Origin of the sequence: Acinetobacter sp. UBA3106, assembly GCA_002365595.1 — a bacterium.
GTDB lineage: Bacteria > Pseudomonadota > Gammaproteobacteria > Pseudomonadales > Moraxellaceae > Acinetobacter.
Genome location: DFAM01000007.1, coordinates 45,578 through 63,939, shown reverse-complemented (window position 1 = coordinate 63,939; position 18,362 = coordinate 45,578). Strand labels below are relative to the sequence as shown.

The 18,362-nt window shown below is 43.1% G+C and carries 14 protein-coding genes and 2 pseudogenes; 11 read left to right on the top strand and 5 right to left on the bottom strand.

Features of this window, described 5'->3' with window-relative positions; all coding sequences use genetic code 11:
- The 11 genes from B4C48_RS02330 to B4C48_RS02280 all read left to right on the top strand — a co-directional run.
- Positions 1 to 180 (top strand): NIL domain-containing protein (locus B4C48_RS02330; RefSeq protein WP_291353868.1); only part of this gene is annotated, 180 nt, incomplete at its 5' end.
- Positions 177 to 872 carry a methionine ABC transporter permease gene (locus tag B4C48_RS02325; RefSeq protein WP_291353866.1) on the top strand — a complete coding sequence of 232 codons (696 nt, stop codon included), beginning with the start codon at positions 177 to 179 and terminating at the stop codon, positions 870 to 872. The genes B4C48_RS02330 and B4C48_RS02325, both read left to right, overlap by 4 nt.
- 238 nt (positions 873 to 1,110) lie before the next feature.
- Positions 1,111 to 4,680, top strand: a complete 3,570-nt coding sequence (gene dnaE, locus B4C48_RS02320; RefSeq protein ID WP_291353865.1) for a DNA polymerase III subunit alpha — start codon at positions 1,111 to 1,113, stop codon at positions 4,678 to 4,680.
- Between the two features lie 32 nt (positions 4,681 to 4,712).
- Positions 4,713 to 5,570, top strand: a complete 858-nt coding sequence (locus B4C48_RS02315) for an RNA methyltransferase (protein ID WP_291353863.1) — start codon at positions 4,713 to 4,715, stop codon at positions 5,568 to 5,570.
- The gene (cysE, locus tag B4C48_RS02310; RefSeq protein ID WP_291353861.1) at positions 5,563 to 6,372 is read left to right on the top strand and encodes a serine O-acetyltransferase; all 810 of its coding nucleotides are present in this window, start codon (positions 5,563 to 5,565) and stop codon (positions 6,370 to 6,372) included. The genes B4C48_RS02315 and cysE overlap by 8 nt, the downstream gene beginning before the upstream one ends.
- 112 nt (positions 6,373 to 6,484) lie before the next feature.
- Positions 6,485 to 7,399, top strand: a complete 915-nt coding sequence (locus B4C48_RS02305) for an ABUW_2363 family tetratricopeptide repeat lipoprotein (protein WP_291353859.1) — start codon at positions 6,485 to 6,487, stop codon at positions 7,397 to 7,399.
- A gap of 130 nt (positions 7,400 to 7,529) precedes the next feature.
- Positions 7,530 to 9,539, top strand: a complete 2,010-nt coding sequence (locus tag B4C48_RS02300; RefSeq protein ID WP_291353857.1) for an esterase/lipase family protein — start codon at positions 7,530 to 7,532, stop codon at positions 9,537 to 9,539.
- 330 nt (positions 9,540 to 9,869) lie between these two features.
- Entirely contained in the window at positions 9,870 to 12,512 is a 2,643-nt protein-coding gene (gene mutS / locus B4C48_RS02295) for a DNA mismatch repair protein MutS (protein WP_291353855.1), read from the top strand.
- Positions 12,513 to 12,712: 200 nt separating this feature from the next.
- Complete coding sequence (gene fdxA, locus B4C48_RS02290) at positions 12,713 to 13,036, top strand: ferredoxin FdxA (protein WP_086197921.1); 324 nt, start codon at positions 12,713 to 12,715, stop codon at positions 13,034 to 13,036.
- Positions 13,037 to 13,177: 141 nt separating this feature from the next.
- Positions 13,178 to 13,891: a D-Ala-D-Ala carboxypeptidase family metallohydrolase gene (locus tag B4C48_RS02285; protein ID WP_291353852.1), complete on the top strand. Its 714-nt coding sequence runs from the start codon at positions 13,178 to 13,180 to the stop codon at positions 13,889 to 13,891.
- Between the two features lie 135 nt (positions 13,892 to 14,026).
- On the top strand, positions 14,027 to 14,692 hold the full coding sequence (locus B4C48_RS02280) for an O-methyltransferase (protein ID WP_291353942.1): 666 nt from the start codon (positions 14,027 to 14,029) through the stop codon (positions 14,690 to 14,692).
- A 142-nt stretch (positions 14,693 to 14,834) separates the two neighbouring features.
- Here B4C48_RS02280 and B4C48_RS02275 read toward each other — a convergent pair whose 3' ends face one another.
- From B4C48_RS02275 to B4C48_RS02255, 5 genes and pseudogenes are all read right to left on the bottom strand, one after another.
- Positions 14,835 to 15,677 carry a universal stress protein gene (locus tag B4C48_RS02275; protein WP_291353850.1) on the bottom strand — a complete coding sequence of 281 codons (843 nt, stop codon included), beginning with the start codon at positions 15,675 to 15,677 and terminating at the stop codon, positions 14,835 to 14,837.
- Between the two features lie 134 nt (positions 15,678 to 15,811).
- Complete coding sequence (locus tag B4C48_RS02270) at positions 15,812 to 16,429, bottom strand: DapH/DapD/GlmU-related protein (RefSeq protein ID WP_291353848.1); 618 nt, start codon at positions 16,427 to 16,429, stop codon at positions 15,812 to 15,814.
- Positions 16,422 to 17,021: an IMPACT family protein gene (locus tag B4C48_RS02265; RefSeq protein ID WP_291353940.1), complete on the bottom strand. Its 600-nt coding sequence runs from the start codon at positions 17,019 to 17,021 to the stop codon at positions 16,422 to 16,424. Before B4C48_RS02265 ends, B4C48_RS02270 begins: the two co-directional genes overlap by 8 nt.
- A 112-nt stretch (positions 17,022 to 17,133) precedes the next feature.
- Positions 17,134 to 17,289: pseudogene (locus B4C48_RS02260) on the bottom strand (secretion protein HlyD); the annotation flags it as partial.
- An 830-nt stretch (positions 17,290 to 18,119) separates the two neighbouring features.
- Positions 18,120 to 18,362 (bottom strand): annotated as a pseudogene (locus B4C48_RS02255) (lipopolysaccharide ABC transporter ATP-binding protein); the annotation flags it as partial.

Below are 18,362 nucleotides of genomic sequence, written 5' to 3'. Positions count from 1 at the left end.
GCCATTAAACAGTTTGATATCAGCTTGAATATTTTGTTTGCCAATATGACTGAAATTAACGGTTCAGTGATTGGACAAATGTTTGTACAGCTATTGGGTGATCCTGCTGTAATTGAACAGACGATTGCTTTTTTCCAGCAAAATGGCGTCAAAGTTGAACGATCTGGAGTCAGCGCATGAGAGATTTAATTGTTCAATGGCTGACAGAAATCACTGCACCGTACTGGAAAAGTTCACTTTCAATTGACCAGTTTGTTACCGCCCTGCAAGAAACTTTCCATATGGTGTTTTTTGCGATGCTGTTCGGCTGTATTTGGGGCTTTATTCAAGCCATCATTTTACTGGTGACCCGTCCTCACGGCATTCTGCCAAACCGGGTGATTTATCATGGCTTAAACCCGATTGTAAATGCGCTGCGTTCCTTGCCGTTTATTATCCTGCTGATTGCCTTTATTCCGCTGACTAAATTGTTGGTGGGTACCTCTATCGGTACATGGGCTGCCATTGTGCCACTGACCATTTATATTGGTCCGTATATGGGCCGGTTAATCGAAACTTCATTGCTTGAAGTAAATGAAGGCATTATTGAATCGGCACAAGCCATGGGTGCCTCTCCCCTGCAAATTATTTTCAAATTTATTTTGCCTGAAGCACGCAGCTCGCTGATTTTAAACCTGACTACAGCCACCATTAGCCTGATTGGCGCAACGGCGATGGCAGGTGCCGTGGGTGCCGGTGGGATTGGTGATCTGGCCATTTCCTATGGTTACCAGCGTTTTGATACCAGTGTGGTCATCCTGACCGTCATTGTCTTGTTATTGCTAGTACAATTTGTACAAACCTTTGGTGAATGGCTATCACGCTTAAGATAATCCCCATCATTGAATGCCCTCAATTGAGGGCTTTTTTGTATCTAGAAATGCGATTTGAAATACAGCGTGATTTCCAATCTAGATGCAGTGTTTCAAAATCGTTGAACCTGCTGGTATAGCTCTCATCATCCATTCAGCTGCAAAAAGCCGAATTTTAAGCTTGAATTAGCTAAATATTAATCCATGACTTTTATTAGAGCATGCTAAACTATCCAGTGGTTTTTGCAGGGACTCATTTATGCACTTTGTTCATCTTGGTATACATACAGAATTTTCAATTACAGAATCTATCGTACGTGTATCTGATCTTATTAAAGCTGCTGCAAATGATGAAATGCCAGCACTGGCGATTACCGACTTATCCAACCTGCATGCTGCAGTAAAATTCTATAAAAAATGTCTCGATAAAGGCATTAAACCCATTTTAGGTTCAGAAATTCGCCTGAATAATGCTGAACACCGTGTGACATTGTTGTCGATGACCAATAAAGGCTGGCGTAATCTGACCGAACTGGTATCTGAAGGCTTTATTCGCGGTCAGCAACTCGATATTCCATGTGTGCAAAAAGACTGGATTCTCAATCAGCATCAAGACCTGATTGTGCTATTGGGCATGCAATCTGATGTCGGCAAAATGCTGATCACTTCAAATCCAGATAAGGCTGAACCCCTACTTCAGGAATGGATTGAAAAATTCGGCAATCGGGTTTATTTGGCTTTGAGTCGTACTCAGCGTCCCGATGAAGAGGCCTTTATTGAAGAAGCGGTTAAACTCGCTAAAAAATATAATATTGGTGTAGTCGCGCATAACGATGTGCACTTTATTAGCCGTGAAGATTTCGAAGCGCATGAAGCGCGTGTCTGTATTGCCGATGGTTATGTACTAGGCGATAACCGTCGTCCTAAAACTTATAGCCCAGAACAATATTTCAAAAATTCGCTAGAAATGACTGAATTATTTTCAGACATTCCGACCGCAATTGAAAATACCTACCATATAGCCAAACGTTGTAACGTTACCCTGCGTTTAGGCTTTAATGACTTACCGGACTATCCGATTCCGGAAGGTCATACCATTGATACCTACTTTGCGCATTTATCCGAACAGGGTCTGGAAGAGCGCTTAAATTTCTTGTATCCGCCTGAAAAACGTGATGAAGACTGGCCTGAAATTCGTAAACCCTATGACGAACGTTTAGCCTTCGAAGTGAAGATTATTCTCGACATGGGCTTCCCGGGCTACTTCCTGATCGTGATGGACTTCATTCAGTGGTCCAAAGGTAATGGTGTACCTGTCGGTCCGGGTCGTGGTTCGGGTGCCGGCTCACTGGTAGCTTATAGCTTAAAGATTACCGATCTTGATCCACTGCGTTACGACCTGCTGTTCGAACGGTTCCTGAACCCGGAACGTGTATCAATGCCCGACTTTGACGTCGATTTCTGTATTGCCGGTCGTGACCGCGTGATTGACTATGTGGCACGTACCTATGGCCGAGATGCCGTATCTCAGATCGCCACTTTCGGAACCATGGCGGCCAAAGGTGCCATCCGGGACGTTGCACGTGTATTGGGTAAATCCTATGGTTTGGCAGACCGTATTTCTAAAATGATTCCAACCAAACCCTTAGGTTTGAGTCTGGAAGAATCGCTGGAAGCTGAGCCACAGCTTAAGGATATCGTCACCAACCCATCCAACCCAGACAATGACGATGCCGCTGAAATATGGGAAATGGCACTCAAACTTGAGGGTATTACCCGTAATACCGGTAAACATGCCGGTGGTGTGGTGATTGCACCGACTAAGCTGACCGACTACTCAGCGGTAATGTGCGATGCCGATGGAACTAACCGCGTCGCACAATTTGATAAAGACGATGTGGAAGCTGCCGGTCTGGTCAAATTCGACTTCTTGGGACTGCGTAACCTGACCGTAATTGAAGATGCCATCAAGCATATCAACGCTCGGGCAGATATTACTACACCTGTCGATATTTCTTATATTCCACTCGATGACAAACCGGCCTATGAGGTATTTGCGACTGCCAATACCACAGCGGTATTCCAGTTTGAATCCGTGGGCATGAAAAAAATGCTCAAGGAAGCACGTCCAAGCAAATTCGAAGAAATTATTGCCTTCGTATCGTTATACCGTCCAGGTCCAATGGATCTTATTCCTGACTTTATTCACCGTATGCATGGTGGTGAGTTTGAATATCTGCATCCCTTATTAGAAGGTGTGCTGGAACCGACTTACGGGATTATGGTGTATCAGGAACAGGTGATGCAGGCAGCACAGTTCTGTGCCGGCTATAGTTTGGGTGGTGCGGACTTGTTACGCCGTGCCATGGGTAAGAAAAAGCCCGAGGAAATGGTCAAGCAGCGTCAAATCTTTATTAAGGGTGCTGCTGAAAAAGATATCGATGAAGCCACAGCCAACCATATCTTCGACTATATGGAAAAATTCGCAGGCTACGGTTTTAACAAATCACATGCGGCTGCCTATGCGCTGGTTGCTTATCAAACAGCCTGGTTAAAAGCGCATTATCCTGCTGAATTTATGTCAGCGGTGATGACATCGGAAATGCAAAATACCGATAACGTGGTATTCCTGATTGATGACTGCCGTCATAACAATCTGGAAGTGCTGCCTCCTTCCGTGAATATGTCGATTTATCAGTTCCATGCCAGTGATTCAAAAACCATTGTCTATGGTTTGGGTGCAATTAAAGGCGTAGGTGAAGCGGCCATGCAGTCGGTGATTGATTCACGTACACAAGAAGGTCCTTATAAAGATTTATTTGATTTCTGCCACCGTGTAGATATGAAAAAAATCAATAAGCGCACCCTTGAAGCACTCATTCGTGCTGGTGCTATGGACTGTCTGGGTATTGAACGTGCTGACCTGATGGCACAACTGCCAGAAGCCGTACAAGCGGCTGAACAGGCGCGTTCAAATCGTGAATCCGGCATTATGGATTTATTCGGTGAGGTTGAAGAAGTTCAGCGCAAACCTTCAAAACCGGTTAAACCGTGGTCCGATGAAGTCCGCTTAAAAGGTGAAAAAGATACCTTAGGACTGTACCTGACCGGACATCCGATTGATGTTTACCGTCCAGAGCTAAAAGCATTTATTTCGCAGCGCATTAATGAACTGACGCCTACACGCCGTGGTGTGACCACGGTATTTGCCGGTCTGGTGGTGGATATCGCCAACTTCCCAAACCGCATGATGGTAACGCTAGATGATGGTACCGCCCGTATTGAAGTATCAGCCAATCATGAACGCTTCCAGCGCTTTAAAGACATTATTCAAAATGAAAAAGTGGTGGTGATTGAAGGCGAAATTTATGAACGTGAAGGTTTTGACCGTCCAATGGGACGCCTGACCAAAGCGTTTAGCCTGAATGAAATACGTCAAAAACGTGCCAATAGCATTCAAATCAAGCTGAACCCGGAACATCTAGGCCCAGCATTGAGTCAAGATTTACGCAAGATCTTAACGCCATTTTGTAATGTGGATATGTGTAACCATATTCCAGTGCAATTACATATTGATTATCCTTATGCGTCCGCAGATATCAACTTGGGCTTAAACTGGAACGTGGCTCCTCTGGATGAACTGCTGGCGAAATTACGCGACTATTTCGGTAAAGACGTGATTCATATTGAATATCAGGTCAAATCCAAAGCGGCCAAAGCCGTGAGTTATGAGCAGGCCAAGCCTGCAAATGTCCCGCCTCCTCCAGCCAATGTGAGCATGGATGAAGCAATGGATATGTATCAGGCTGAAGCCAGTCAATATTCTTAATTTTTAAATATTTAATTCTAATCGGACACATTATGAGTCAAGTTGACAATGCTGTGGTTTCAGCACATCTCTCCCATGTGCGTATTGTCATGGTCAATACCACCTTACCTGCAAATATTGGCAGTGCCTTACGTGCCATGAAAACCATGGGCTTATCCAAGCTGGTGCTGGTTGAACCTAAAACCTATCCGCATCCGGATATTAACGCCTTGGCCGCAGGTGCTACCGATTTGATTGAACAGATTGAAATCGTACCCACTTTAGAAGAAGCCATTAAAGATTGTCATCTGGTGTTTGGAACCAGTGCGCGTAGCCGTACCATTCCCTGGCCTTTGCTCGATGCCCGTCCTGCAGCCGAGAAATCCCTTCAGGCAGTGGTACAAGACAAACAGGAAATTGCGGTAATTTTTGGCCGTGAAGACCGCGGTCTGACCAATGAAGAACTGGCAATGGCCAATTACCATGTCACTATTCCGGTCAATAGCGATTATGGCGTACTGAATGTCGCTCAGGCCATTCAGGTGATTTGCTATGAAATGCGTATGGCCGCCATGGCATTGACCGATCAGGCTGAAGACCCTAACGCCACCATGCATGTCACTGATGAAATTGACATGCAGTGGGATGTACCTTTGGTGACCCATGAACAGATGGAACAGTTTTACCCGCATATTGAAAAAATGCTGGCAGAAATTGAATTTATGGACCCGAAAAACCCACGATTGTTGCCTTTACGCTTGCGTCGTCTATTTGGACGTATACAATTAGACCGTATGGAATACCATTTACTTCGTGGCATCTTTAGCCGTGTACAAGCATTGAATAATGGTACATGGAAAAAATCTACAGACAAAACAACCGATTCTTCAGAGGATCAATCTAATGCTTAAACAGCTCAGAGAAGACATACAGGCTGTATTCGCGCGCGATCCTGCAGCACGAAACACCTTAGAAGTTCTTACTACCTATCCAGGCATACACGCACTGATTATGCACCGTATTGCCCATGAACTTTGGCAAAAAGAGTGTAAAGGCTCTGCTCGCCTGCTGTCTTCTTTTAGCCGTTTTGCAACCGGTATCGAAATTCACCCGGGTGCCAAAATCGGTCGCCGTTTCTTTATCGATCATGGCATGGGCGTGGTGATTGGTGAAACTGCCGAAATTGGTGATGATGTCACGCTTTATCACGGCGTCACCCTTGGCGGTACCACCTGGAACAAAGGCAAGCGCCATCCTACGCTGGAAGATGGTGTAGTTGTGGGTGCAGGCGCCAAAATTCTGGGACCTTTTACCGTGGGTAAAAATGCCAAAGTCGGTTCCAATGCGGTGGTGACCAAAGCCGTACCGCCCAATACAACTGCTGTTGGCAACCCGGCCCGTTTCATTACCAAAGATCAACCGAAGGATGCTGAAGAAGCACGTCGTCGTGATTATGCGGAAAGCATTGGCTTCCAGCCTTATGCGGCAACTCAGGACCAGTCTGACCCGATTCTGGATGGTATGCGCGTGTTGCTAGACCGGATTCAACTCAATGAAAAACGCATGAATACCTTATGTCAGCGTCTATCATTGCTTGATCCGAGCTTTAAAAAGCAGCAGCAAAATGAGCAACCTTTTAGTGTTGAAGAACTTAAAATTATTGAAGATGTGCGCCGTGAATGTGAAGCACAAAGCAGTCAATCCAAAGCCTAAAGCGCTGTTCTGAATCTTAACAAGCCCTTACTTGTATGTTCCCCAGAGTTTTTTTAGACTGAGGAACATACCTATTGACCAATTTTTAAAATTAAATGAACGGATGACCAATATGACCCTTAAGCCTTTGGCATGTACATTGATTGCTATTTCTTTACTTTCAGCATGTAGTTCGACCCCAACAGAAAATAAAAATACGAATACACCCATCGTTTTCACTGAACCGGAATTGACTGCTCCATTCTATGCGCTGAATCCATTTAACTATGATGCACCGCCTCCATTTGAAATTGCATTAAAACAAGCAGCGGCACAACCAGTGACTAAAATGGAAGTTACCCTGCCGGGTGATCCGACTAAAAAAGTAATTTTAGATGTCAATAAGCTGATTATTCCTACAGTAAACAGCAATCAACGTAATCTAAAATATGCGGTTATGGCGGGTGACAATGAATTTGATGTGACTGAAATTGATGACTTCTTGCAACTGGTAGAAGGCAAAGCGCGCCATTATCCGCCTCGTTTTACTGAGCGTCAGGAACGTAAAGGCTTTGAAGCGAAACTGAAACAGGTGACTCAGCAGCTTGATACCCTGGCTTCTAAAGACAATGCTTCTTTTGATGTGTTGATCCGTGCATTTAAAGCCAGCGTGATGGCGCGTAACCTAGACTTGGGTTCAGTCTATACCACCAAGTCTTTAACCTATGCACAGCGCATTTTAAAAATGAACACAGATGATGCCGAAGCAAACTTCTGGTTCGGTTTTGGCTTATCTGAAGGTGGTGGTCAACGTGAAGCTATTTCTTATTTAGACAAAGCCATGAAAGCTGGGGTGCAGGAAGCGTATTTATCCGCGGCAAATAATTACATTGCCATGGAGCAAAAGAAAAATGCGATTCAGGTATTGAAAAATTACAAAGTCAAATATCCGCAAGAAGCTGAAGTGGCTGACCGTTTAATTGCTGAAATTGAAAAGCAAGGCCGCTGGAATGTATGGCAGGTGCTTAATCCGACTCAAACACCTTAAAGTTAGATTGTTCAATTAGCCTTTTAAATAGACCGCTCAAAACGGTCTATTTTTTTATGCACGAATTGAAAATTAGAAGAAATATCGTATGATGAAGAAAAATTCAAACAATACTTAGTTGACAATCTTTATGCCAAAACCAATATATAAAGTTTTATTTGCCTCGCTGCTGAGTAGTTATTTGCTTACAGGCTGTCAAATTGTGAGCGTGAAAAGCCAAGGCATCAATGTCACAATTGCCAATGAACGTGAAAGTATTCTTACCCGCAATAAATTAAGCGAAGCCAGTTTAAACGTACTGTCCATGACCGGCCGCGAAGCCCGAATCTGTTCCGATGAACCTGACCAGTGTATTCAGGAACTGCAACAGATTCCGCAAATTCAGGATGAGCAATTGCTCTCTACATCCAGTGAAATTTACCTCGCCAAAGCCTTGGAATTTGAAAACTCTTCAGACTGCAAAACGGGAACTTTAACCAGTACCCGATCTGAAGAAAAACAAACACAGCAACAAGTGACTTATGATAAATGTCTGGATCAGCAACTGTATATGCTGGATAAAAGTATCCGTTATAGCTACGCCTACATGTTTAAAACCAAACGTCAGCCCTCGGACCGCATTTTTGACAACCGGCAAGTTCAAATACGTGACTTTTATAATTTAGCCTTGGCTAAACTGGTCACTGCCTATGCCTTGCGCCACAAACCTACTGTAGTTGACCCACAGGTCAAGGTGGGCAAAAGTATTTATCAGATCAACTTTGATCACTATCCCCAACTGAAAAACCAGAAAATTGAACAACTGCTTTCCAGTTATAACCTGAATTTTTCAGGATTACGCTCAATCAACCGTCGTGATGGTTTTGGTTCAGAATTTGTCCTGGTTCTACCGCAGGTCAAGGATGATATTGGCGAAGGGAAAAATAAATATATTATTGACCCGATGAATTTCAGCTACAAAAACGGTGTCAATCCGAATATTCATCAGGCTCGTTATTTAGCGGCAACCCTGACTGCACAGCCTAAATCGGCCAGAAATATAGAAGATATTTTAAACAATGCAGAATTTGAAATAAAAGCTTTTGATCCTTACAAATATGATCAGGTCAATATGGCCGGCAAAACCTATCCGCTAGCTGGAAACTTTTCTACCCCTTATGGCTTATGGCTGGCACAAAATAATCTTGGCAGAGCGGCCTACTTAACCTTGATTGATCGTGATGATCATCTAACCATGCCGCATTTATATATGCTTGAACCTTATAATCCGAATAAAAAAGTGATTGTATTGATCCATGGCCTGGCCAGTAGCCCCGAAGCATGGATTCGGCTTACCAATGACATTATGGGCGATACGGTGCTACGAGAAAACTTCCAGGTCTGGCAGGTATTCTATTCAACCAATATGCCGATTATGGAAAGCCGTTTCCAGATTTATGCCCTATTGAACCAAGCCTTTGCCCAGGTTGATGCCAATGCCCCGGCCAAAAAAGATGCAGTACTGGTTGGACATAGTATGGGCGGCATTATTGCCCGACTGTTGGTCAGCGATGCCGACGTGACCAAAAAAGCCTTAGCCATGATGAATAATCGCCAGTTAAACAAATTTCAAAAATTACCGATTATTTCGCAACGTTTAGTGATCAAGGACATTCCTAATTTCTCTCGTGCGATTTTTCTGGCTACTCCGCATAAAGGAACTGATTACGCTGATCGCTGGTTTACCAAGGCGGCGCGTAAAATTATCCGTATACCGAGTGCATTTCTCTCTGCTGTAGGCGACACATTACAAAGTCAGGATCTGGATTTAAAAGAGCTGTTACAGCAGATTGATCATGGCCTGATTCAAAATGGACCGAGTGATTTAAGTTATCAGTCCAAGTTTATTGAACTAACTAAAAACATTAACCCACGTAAAGGATTGGCTTTCCATTCCATTATTGGCAATATCACCGACAGTGATGACATCAATGTGATTACTGACGATGTGGTGCCGTATAAGAGTGCCCATCTGGACGGTGCGGTTTCGGAAAAAATTATTAAAGGTGATCATTCCATTCAGGAAACCCCTGAGGCTATTTTAGAATTGCGTCGTATCTTGCGTCTGCATCTGACCAAGCTCGGTTTACATCAACCTTAATGTCTTCTTGAATTTTCCAATTGCATATCGGCCGGCAATCTCATTTCCATTGTCGGTCGATCTGCCCTGCGATAAAACCCCTCCAACTGTTGTCCTAATTTTTGTCCATTTACTGCAAAGCATTTTTCGCAATTCATGCAAATTTGATAAGATGTCTGAGCGAATGAAACTGCGTTCTTTCATAGATCATGTTGGCTTGAAAATAATAATGATAGCAAAGTCACAATCTAAGATTGAGCGATGAGAGTTTTAGACTTGAATTTGAAATTGGTGAGACAGCCAAGTTTTTTAACGATTAGATCTATTTAAATATTTAAGGATTTTACCTCAATGAGTTACCCGGAAATCATGGCTGATCTTTCCACCTTAACGCCAATGATGCAGCAGTACATGAGCGTCAAAATGCAGCATCCCCACTCCCTGATGTTTTATCGTATGGGTGACTTTTATGAACTGTTTTTTGACGATGCCCATAAAGCAGCCAAATTATTGGGGATTACCTTAACCCACCGCGGTAAGGCCAATGGCGAACCAATTCCCATGGCAGGTGTTCCTTATCATGCTGCTGAAGGCTATCTGGCCCGTCTGGTCAAGAAAGGCGAAACCGTGGTCATTTGCGAACAACTGGGTGAAGTGACTGGTAAAGGTCCGGTTGAACGCGGTGTAGTGCGTATTATTACCCCGGGTACCCTGACCGATGATGCGCTATTGAATAGTCATCAATCTTCCAATCTTGTGGCACTCTGTCTTCAGCAAGGTCAGATTGGTATAGCACTGCTCGATTTAAGTGCCGGTATTTTCAAGGTACAGCAACAGGAGTTTCAACAAGAGCAACTGGCGATTGAGCTTTCGCGCTTAATGCCAAGTGAAATTGTGGTAGATGAAGATATTGTTGATCCTAATATCATTGAGCAGATTAAAAAGCAGCTCGACTGTCCTGTAACCCGTCGCCCGAATGTCGATTTCAACCTGAACAATGCACAAAAAACTTTATGTGATCAGTTTGCAGTAGCGACTCTTTCTGGTTTTGGGATTGATCATTTACCGCTGGCCAAGGCAGCGGCAGCGGCACTGATTCATTATGCCAAAGAAACCCAAAAAACTGCTTTACCGCATATTCGCTCCATTCAACTGGAACAAAGCAGTGATTTTATTGCGCTGGATCCGGTCACGCGTCGCAACCTGGAATTAGTCGAGCCATTGTTTGATCATGGCACATCATTATTCCAGCTGATCAATGACTGTCAGACCGCCATGGGTGCTCGACTGCTCAGTCGTACTTTAATGCAGCCATTACGCGACACCAAAATACTGGATGCCCGTCTGGATGCTATTGCTGCCATGTTGAATGGTTATCATGAAGCACCAATTCGTCTGGTGCTGAAAGATATTAGCGATGTTGAACGTGTGCTGAGCCGTGTCGCTTTGGGTAGTGCGCGTCCGCGTGATCTGGTCCAGCTGCGTCAAGCCTGCGCCCAGATTCCCCTGCTACGTCATGCCATTCAGCCCATGATCCAAACTAGACAGTCCGCGCTGATTCAGCAACTGGCGGATGAACTGGGTGATTTTCATGGCCTACATCAACGCCTGATGTCTGCCGTTGTCGAAAATCCTCCGGTATTACTCCGTGATGGCAATGTCATTGCAGAAGGCTTCGACAGCGAACTGGATGAGCTGCGCAAAATCCGTGATCATGCCGGCCAGTTCCTGATTGATCTGGAAACCCAAGAGCGTGCCAATACCGGTATTTCTACCCTGAAAATTGGCTATAACCGTGTCAGTGGCTACTATATTGAACTAACCCGCGCTCAAGCCGAGCAGGCACCGGATCATTATATTCGTCGCCAGACCTTAAAAAATGCTGAGCGTTATATCACGCCAGAACTGAAATCTTTTGAAGATAAAGTCCTGTCCAGCGAATCACGTGCTCTTGCGCGTGAGAAGATGCTGTTTGAAATGCTGCTGGATGAATTGCGTCAAGACATTGGCAATTTGCAAATGATGAGCAGTGCCATCGCACAGATTGACATGTTGGCCAATTTTGCCCATCAGGCACGTTTACGCAACTGGTCCCGTCCAGAATTCAGCCCTGAAATTGGGGTTAAAATTGTTGCCGGTCGTCATCCAGTCGTGGAAGCTCTAAGCAAAACCGCTTTTACCCCAAACGACACCACTTTGGATTTTAACCACCGTATGGCCATTGTGACCGGTCCGAATATGGGCGGTAAATCGACCTTTATGCGCCAAACCGCGCTGATCAGTTTACTGGCCTATTGCGGTTCCTATGTTCCTGCCAAATCGGCGCTATTAGGCCCGATTGATCGCGTCTTTACCCGGATCGGTTCAGCAGATGACCTGTCTACCGGCAAATCAACCTTTATGGTAGAAATGACCGAAACTTCACAGATTCTGCATCATGCCACCAACCAATCTTTGGTGCTGATGGATGAAGTCGGACGCGGCACCAGTACTTACGATGGTCTGTCTTTGGCTTGGGCCTGTGTCATTGATCTGAGTAAACGGATTAAATGTCTGTGCCTGTTTGCGACCCATTATTTCGAATTGACTGAACTGGGCAAAGAATCAGGAATTGATAATTACCATGTCACAGCCAAGGAACTGAACGGTAATTTAATTCTGCTGCATAAGGTGCAACATGGCCCTGCCAGCCAAAGTCATGGCTTACAGGTAGCCAAATTGGCCGGGATTCCTGCTAGCGTGATTAAAGAGGCGCAAAACCGGTTAAGGATTCTGGAAAAACAGCAACTTCAGCATCAACAACTGAGTAAAGCTGTACAAAATGACCTGTTTAGCGCAATTGATGAACCTACAGTTGAAATCATAGAGCGTGTGGTAGAAATTGAAAAAGAGATTCCTGCACTGAATCTGTTAAGGTCGCTGGATGTGGATAATCTTTCTCCTCGCGAAGCCCTGCAACAGATTTATGCATTAAAGGATGCACTAGAAGGCTAATTTTAATCTGGCTCAGAAAAAGACTTCTAAATAGAAGTCTTTTTCATTTACTACATATATTTAATGAAATATTCAATTTTTATCAAAATTAACAGCCCTATATATAACAAATATCAATAAAAGCAATTGTTACTTAGCAGCATTTTTGCCTAAAATACAGCAAGAGTAATTAGAACCAAATTTTTTAGGTAGCTGTCGCCATGACCTTTGTTGTCACTGAAAATTGTATTAAATGTAAATACCAAGACTGCGTTGAAGTTTGTCCGGTAGATTGTTTCTACGAAGGTCCAAATTTCCTCGTAATTAATCCAGATGAATGTATTGACTGTGCACTATGCGAACCAGAATGCCCGGCAAATGCTATTTTCTCGGAAGATGAGTTGCCAGAAGGCCAAGAAGTCTTTATTGAACTTAATGCTGATCTTTCACAAAAATGGCCAAACATTACTCAAATTGGTGATCAGCCTGCTGACCGTGAAGAATGGAACGGTAAAACTGACAAGTTACAATACTTGGAAAAATAAGACCGTTTTCACACTTAAAAAAGATCAGCCCATGCTGATCTTTTTTTATACTGAAAAAATACATTTGATTGCAATATTTTCAAATTTTATCCTTTAAATTAGATTAAAATAACTCGTATTTATAAATATCTGATTTCTATAATGAAGCATGTTTTAAAGGGCTTACTGGGCTTGAGCCTGGTCCCACTTGTCATGATTGGATGTACCACATCTCCTCAGAAACAAGGGCAAATACCCGATGGAAAACGGATCTTCATTCCCCAGGAACGCATTATTCTTGAACGCCCAATTCCACCTAAAACAGTACCTTATGTTTATAATTCATGGGTAGCGCTAGGTGATAATTTGCATCGTGTCCGTGAATATGAAGTTTTTCTGGAACGTAATGGTGTGGGTAACATTATCCCGAGTTTTGAATTATTACGTACCGCGCGTGACTGGCAAAAATGTGGCCGCTCTCAATACATGATTCCAAATCGTGAATTATGGAATAATCAAATTGCAACTTTGCGCGTATTTAAATATCTGGTTGCCGCCAAAGTGCTGACCGACTTTGAAGTGACCTCGGTTTATCGGGATTTGCCACTGAATCAATGTGCGGGTGGCGCAAATTCGTCACGCCACTTGTTTAATTCAGCCATCGATTTCCGTATTGGGCCTGAACTTCCCCAAGCACAAGATTATGCATTTATTGAAAATACCAAATTCAAATTATGTCAATTCTGGGCACAGCACGGACAAAGCCTGAATATGGGACTTGGGCTCTATGCTTCGGGTCAAATCCATATTGATACTCAAGGGTACCGTACCTGGGGTCCTGACCTGTCGCGCCACAGCTCGATGTGTAATTTTTAAAATTATATATTTATATCAAAAAGAGATCTCGGTGATCTCTTTTTTATTGCGCTATTTTCAAGAAATCCAAACGATAAATTGCACTCTGAAAGGAAAGGTTTAAAATGCATGCATCGCAACAAAGGTGACCAGACTATGCAACAAATGTGGACAGAGATTGATGCCTACATCGATTCACATTTAATTCCAGAAGACCCTATTCTGCAACAGACATTAAAAAACACTGAAGATAAAGGTTTTCCAGATCACCTCGCAGTCGCGCCCAATCAGGGCATGCTGCTGCAAATGCTGATTCAAATGAACAAGTGCAAGCGTGTGCTTGAACTGGGTACCTTTGCTGCCTACAGTACCATGTGGCTTGCGCGTGCTCTGCCTGAAGATGGTTATATCCTGACTATTGAAGGTCGTGATACCCATGCAGCCTTGGGTCAGGAAAATATTGATCATGCCAAACTTCCGCAGACTATTGAGCTTAAAGTAGGTCGTGCAGCTGACGTCTTGAAAGCATTGCCTGCAGATTTTGAACCCTTTGATTTTATTTTCATTGATGCCGACAAACAGAGTTATGCGGAGTATCTGGAACTGAGCCTTAACCTGTCGCATTCAGGTACTATTATTGTGCTGGATAATGTAATTCGTGCCGGCGAGATCATTAATCCAGAAAACCACAAGCCAAGTATTGAAGGCATTCGCGATATGTTTGCAGCCTTGCAAAAACATCCTCGACTTCTGTCTTGTACTGCATTACAAACAGTTGGAAGCAAAGGGCATGATGGCTTCGCTATCGCCATAGTGAAATAATATGACACAAAGGTTAAAAAACAATCTTTTTGTTTTTTTCTCTATTTATTAATAAATTACAAACACTGTCCATATAGTTATCCACAAGTTATGCGGATAACTATGACCAATTATTAACCATATTCATCAAGTAATGATTAACTTATTTCACCACCAATAATGGCACGGTTGAATTTCGGAATATACTGGTTGCCACGCTACCCAAAAAGAACTGGCGAATTTTACTGTGACTAAATGCACCCAGTACAATCAGTTGTATACCATGTTCGCTTTGGTATTCCAGTATATTTTCTGAAACATCGCCGTAACGGTATTCTGTAATGACATCAAGATCTGCATCACGTAAATACTGTGAAGGTTCATTCAGTATTTCCGGATGATCACCGACATATAACAAATGACATTGTAATAATCTGAGTAAATCACTTTGCGCTACACGTTTCATCAGGTTAACGCAGGTCGGTGAATATTCATAAGCAAAAATAAAGCGTGTTGGGGGCTTAAACTGCTCTCCGACAGTCATCACGGTACATTTTGCGCCACGGATAAAATTTTCCACATTACTGCCGATTGGCTTGTTTCGTTCCGCAGAACGCTCTCCCACCCGGCCAATAACGGCGATATCATCTTCTTTCAGCACTTGAAAACTTTGCTCTAGAAAATCGCCTTTTTCTTGCAGGTGTGAGGCAGTGAGCTGGTACTTTTGCTGAATCATTTCAGAAATATGGTTTAGAAGATTATTGCTGTAATCGAGTGCCAGCTCACTTTGTTTTTGTTCAAGTTCTGCCAGTTCTTTGAGTAACATTGCATTACTTTCAAACCCAATTACCCCACTGATTTCACCCAAATGATAACTCGCAGGGTAATAATCTAAAACCTGTAATAATACCAGTTCACGTTGTGTCTGCTTTGCAACCCATGCCGCAGCTTCAGCAACCGCGTTTACACATGGAGAAGAATCAATACAAGCGATTACACGTTTCATTTTCGCCTCGCTTTTCGCCAATCCAGGCTTTAAGTCTAATTGTTATTTTTAACTTAGCATATCTGTTACATACTTTGCATGCTTTTATGTAATCGAATTTTCACCCCAATTCATCTTCATTTTATTGATTTTTTTTAATCGCGATGCCGAATAAATCTGGCCGGATTACCCGCAACAATAGTGGCTTTTTCAACATTTTTTGTGACCATGCTATTCATGCCGACAATGGCATGCGCATCAATCTTTACCCCATCCTTGACCCCGACATGTGCACCCAACCACACATCTTGCCCAATCTCGATCCCCTGAGAACGTACCGCCTGCTGGTAAATGGGCTGCGCAAGTTCCATGCCGTGGTCAAAAGCATAGAGATGGCAATATGCGGCCATACGCACCTGATCATGCAGCTTGATCCCCATACGCCCCCCATCGAGAATACAGTGATGGTTGATGGCGACTTCATTGCCAATTTCTAAAGGGCCATGCAAGGTACAATCTGCGGCAATAAAGCAATTGTCTCCAATCGTAATTTTCCGGCCCGGCTCGGCAAAAATATGGGCCAGTGGTGAAATGAAACAGTTTTCACCAATTTCCACTGTTTCCATTTCCATCAAATAAGCTTGATATTCTTTTTGCCACTCTTCCGCCCAGCCGCGATTTTTCGGTTTTAATGACCAGTACAGCCAAGGCATGTAGTTCAAACGATGCTTATGCTGTTCACGATATTTTAATAACGGATCTTGTTCAGTCATGGTCTGACTCTTCTACAATTTTCAGTTGTTCACGACCACGGGTCACATCCTGAATTTTCAATAACAAGGGTTCTATTTGATGAACTTGTAACAAGGCTTCCACCTCTACGCCCATCGCAGTATATTGTTCTTTAAACTCGATCTGTTGCTGGTTTAATTCATACTGAAAAATGGCCCATTCGTTAAACTGACAGGCAAAGCTGACTTTCTTCTTTTCGATCAGTTCGATTTTTTCCGCCAGTAACAGGCACTGCCCTGCACAACCGCCATAGGCACGAACCAGACCGCCCGTTCCGAGTTTAATCCCTCCATACCAACGATTGACCAGAACGATGATATTGGTCAGTTCATTACCTTCAATGGTGGCCAGAATGGGACGTCCAGCAGTTCCCGATGGCTCACCATCATCATTGAAGCGTACATGGTGGCCGATTTTCCAGGCCCAGCACTGATGTGTTGTGGTGCTATCTTTATGCAGCTCTAAAAAGTTTTTGACATCCTGTTCATTTTCTACTGCTGCAGCAATCGCCTGAAAGCGACTTTTTTTAATGTCTTCTTCAAAAGTAACGGATGAGGCAATGGTAAATGGCATAAATCTGGAATAAATAACAGCACTACGCCAGTATAGCCTGTTTTTAACCGCTTGCAGATACAAAAAACCTCCTAGCTCAAGGAGGCTTTTTAAACAGGTCTATAAATTCTAATTAACGTTCACGTAAAGCTTCCTGCGCTTTATTGAATGGCTTAATCAGGTAATCTACGACAGACTTTTCATCCGTTTTAATATCTACCGTGGCTACCATACCTGGGGTAATACTGAATTGCTGGCCTGCCTTATTGCTCAGCTTATCGGAATTGCAATACGAGTAATTGCGCGGTAACGTTTAATATTAACAATCGCTGTAGCCGTTTCCTAAGCCATGTTATCAATGCTGATTAAAACGCCTGTCTGTTAAGTTGCGAGCTTGGCCTGCTGAATATCTACGCTACTTTTTTTGACCTTGCCAAAATCATAGAGTATTTGAATCGCATTTAAGCTGATCATTTGACTTCCACGCTCACCAGAGCTCAAGTCGCCCGTGGAAATTTCTCCTGAAAGCTGTGGATAGTAACCAGCTTTAGTAATATCGATATAAGTATTCTAAACAGCCAATTCCGATATGTTTTGGGCTATTTCCGGATTACGCTGTAATGCCTTGAGAATAGTGGCATTAAAGGTTAATTGAGTATCAGGTTGAGAAACTGCCTGATTTTTTGAAAACACCTGCGGGCGATTGGTTGCTGGTATTTGCGGTATTTCGCGGACCTTAGAGGTATCTAATTGAAAGTTACTGAGCGCATGAATATCTGCTTTATTGTAGTTTTCATTGGATTTTGGAACAAAAAACCTGACTCATGCCTGACTTAAATGACTGCAAAAACGCTTGTGAACTGTCTGCCTGAGCATAGCTGATATGCAAAGTCACGCTACAGATCAGACTTTGCGTGCTTTTTACGAGAATTTTTTGGCATAAAACCTGTTATTGTGATTCTTTAGCATCATGTGAATGGCAATTATTTTTATGAGAACTTACGCATTTAATCCCTAATACGCCTGTTATTATTAAGTAATTGTCTTTTTTTATACTTATTAATATAAGGATGATCTTGTCACTTTTTAATACAAAATCATCCTTTTTTAAAATAATAATTAAACTGTAAAATCTTCACCCAAATAAACTTTACGCACAGTGTCATTTGCAAGCACTTCTTGCGGGGTACCTTCTGCAATTACCGCACCTTCACTGACAATATAAGCGTGCTCACAAATGGCCAAAGTTTCACGTACATTATGGTCGGTAATTAATACCCCAATGCCACGATCTTTAAGATTACGAATAATATCCTTGATATCCCCTACAGAAATAGGATCGACCCCGGCAAAAGGTTCATC

Excerpts from the sequence above, each read along its gene's own strand:
- B4C48_RS02305 (WP_291353859.1), top strand. The coding sequence starts at position 6,485 with ATGACCCTTAAGCCTTTGGCATGTACATTGATTGCTATTTCTTTACTT.
- B4C48_RS02265 (WP_291353940.1), bottom strand. The coding sequence starts at position 17,021 with ATGCCATTTACCATTGCCTCATCCGTTACTTTTGAAGAAGACATTAAA.
- B4C48_RS02300 (WP_291353857.1), top strand. The coding sequence starts at position 7,530 with ATGCCAAAACCAATATATAAAGTTTTATTTGCCTCGCTGCTGAGTAGT.
- dnaE (WP_291353865.1), top strand. The coding sequence starts at position 1,111 with ATGCACTTTGTTCATCTTGGTATACATACAGAATTTTCAATTACAGAA.
- B4C48_RS02325 (WP_291353866.1), top strand. The coding sequence starts at position 177 with ATGAGAGATTTAATTGTTCAATGGCTGACAGAAATCACTGCACCGTAC.
- mutS (WP_291353855.1), top strand. The coding sequence starts at position 9,870 with ATGAGTTACCCGGAAATCATGGCTGATCTTTCCACCTTAACGCCAATG.
- B4C48_RS02315 (WP_291353863.1), top strand. The coding sequence starts at position 4,713 with ATGAGTCAAGTTGACAATGCTGTGGTTTCAGCACATCTCTCCCATGTG.
- fdxA (WP_086197921.1), top strand. The coding sequence starts at position 12,713 with ATGACCTTTGTTGTCACTGAAAATTGTATTAAATGTAAATACCAAGAC.
- B4C48_RS02280 (WP_291353942.1), top strand. The coding sequence starts at position 14,027 with ATGCAACAAATGTGGACAGAGATTGATGCCTACATCGATTCACATTTA.
- B4C48_RS02275 (WP_291353850.1), bottom strand. The coding sequence starts at position 15,677 with ATGAAACGTGTAATCGCTTGTATTGATTCTTCTCCATGTGTAAACGCG.
- B4C48_RS02270 (WP_291353848.1), bottom strand. The coding sequence starts at position 16,429 with ATGACTGAACAAGATCCGTTATTAAAATATCGTGAACAGCATAAGCAT.
- cysE (WP_291353861.1), top strand. The coding sequence starts at position 5,563 with ATGCTTAAACAGCTCAGAGAAGACATACAGGCTGTATTCGCGCGCGAT.
- B4C48_RS02285 (WP_291353852.1), top strand. The coding sequence starts at position 13,178 with ATGAAGCATGTTTTAAAGGGCTTACTGGGCTTGAGCCTGGTCCCACTT.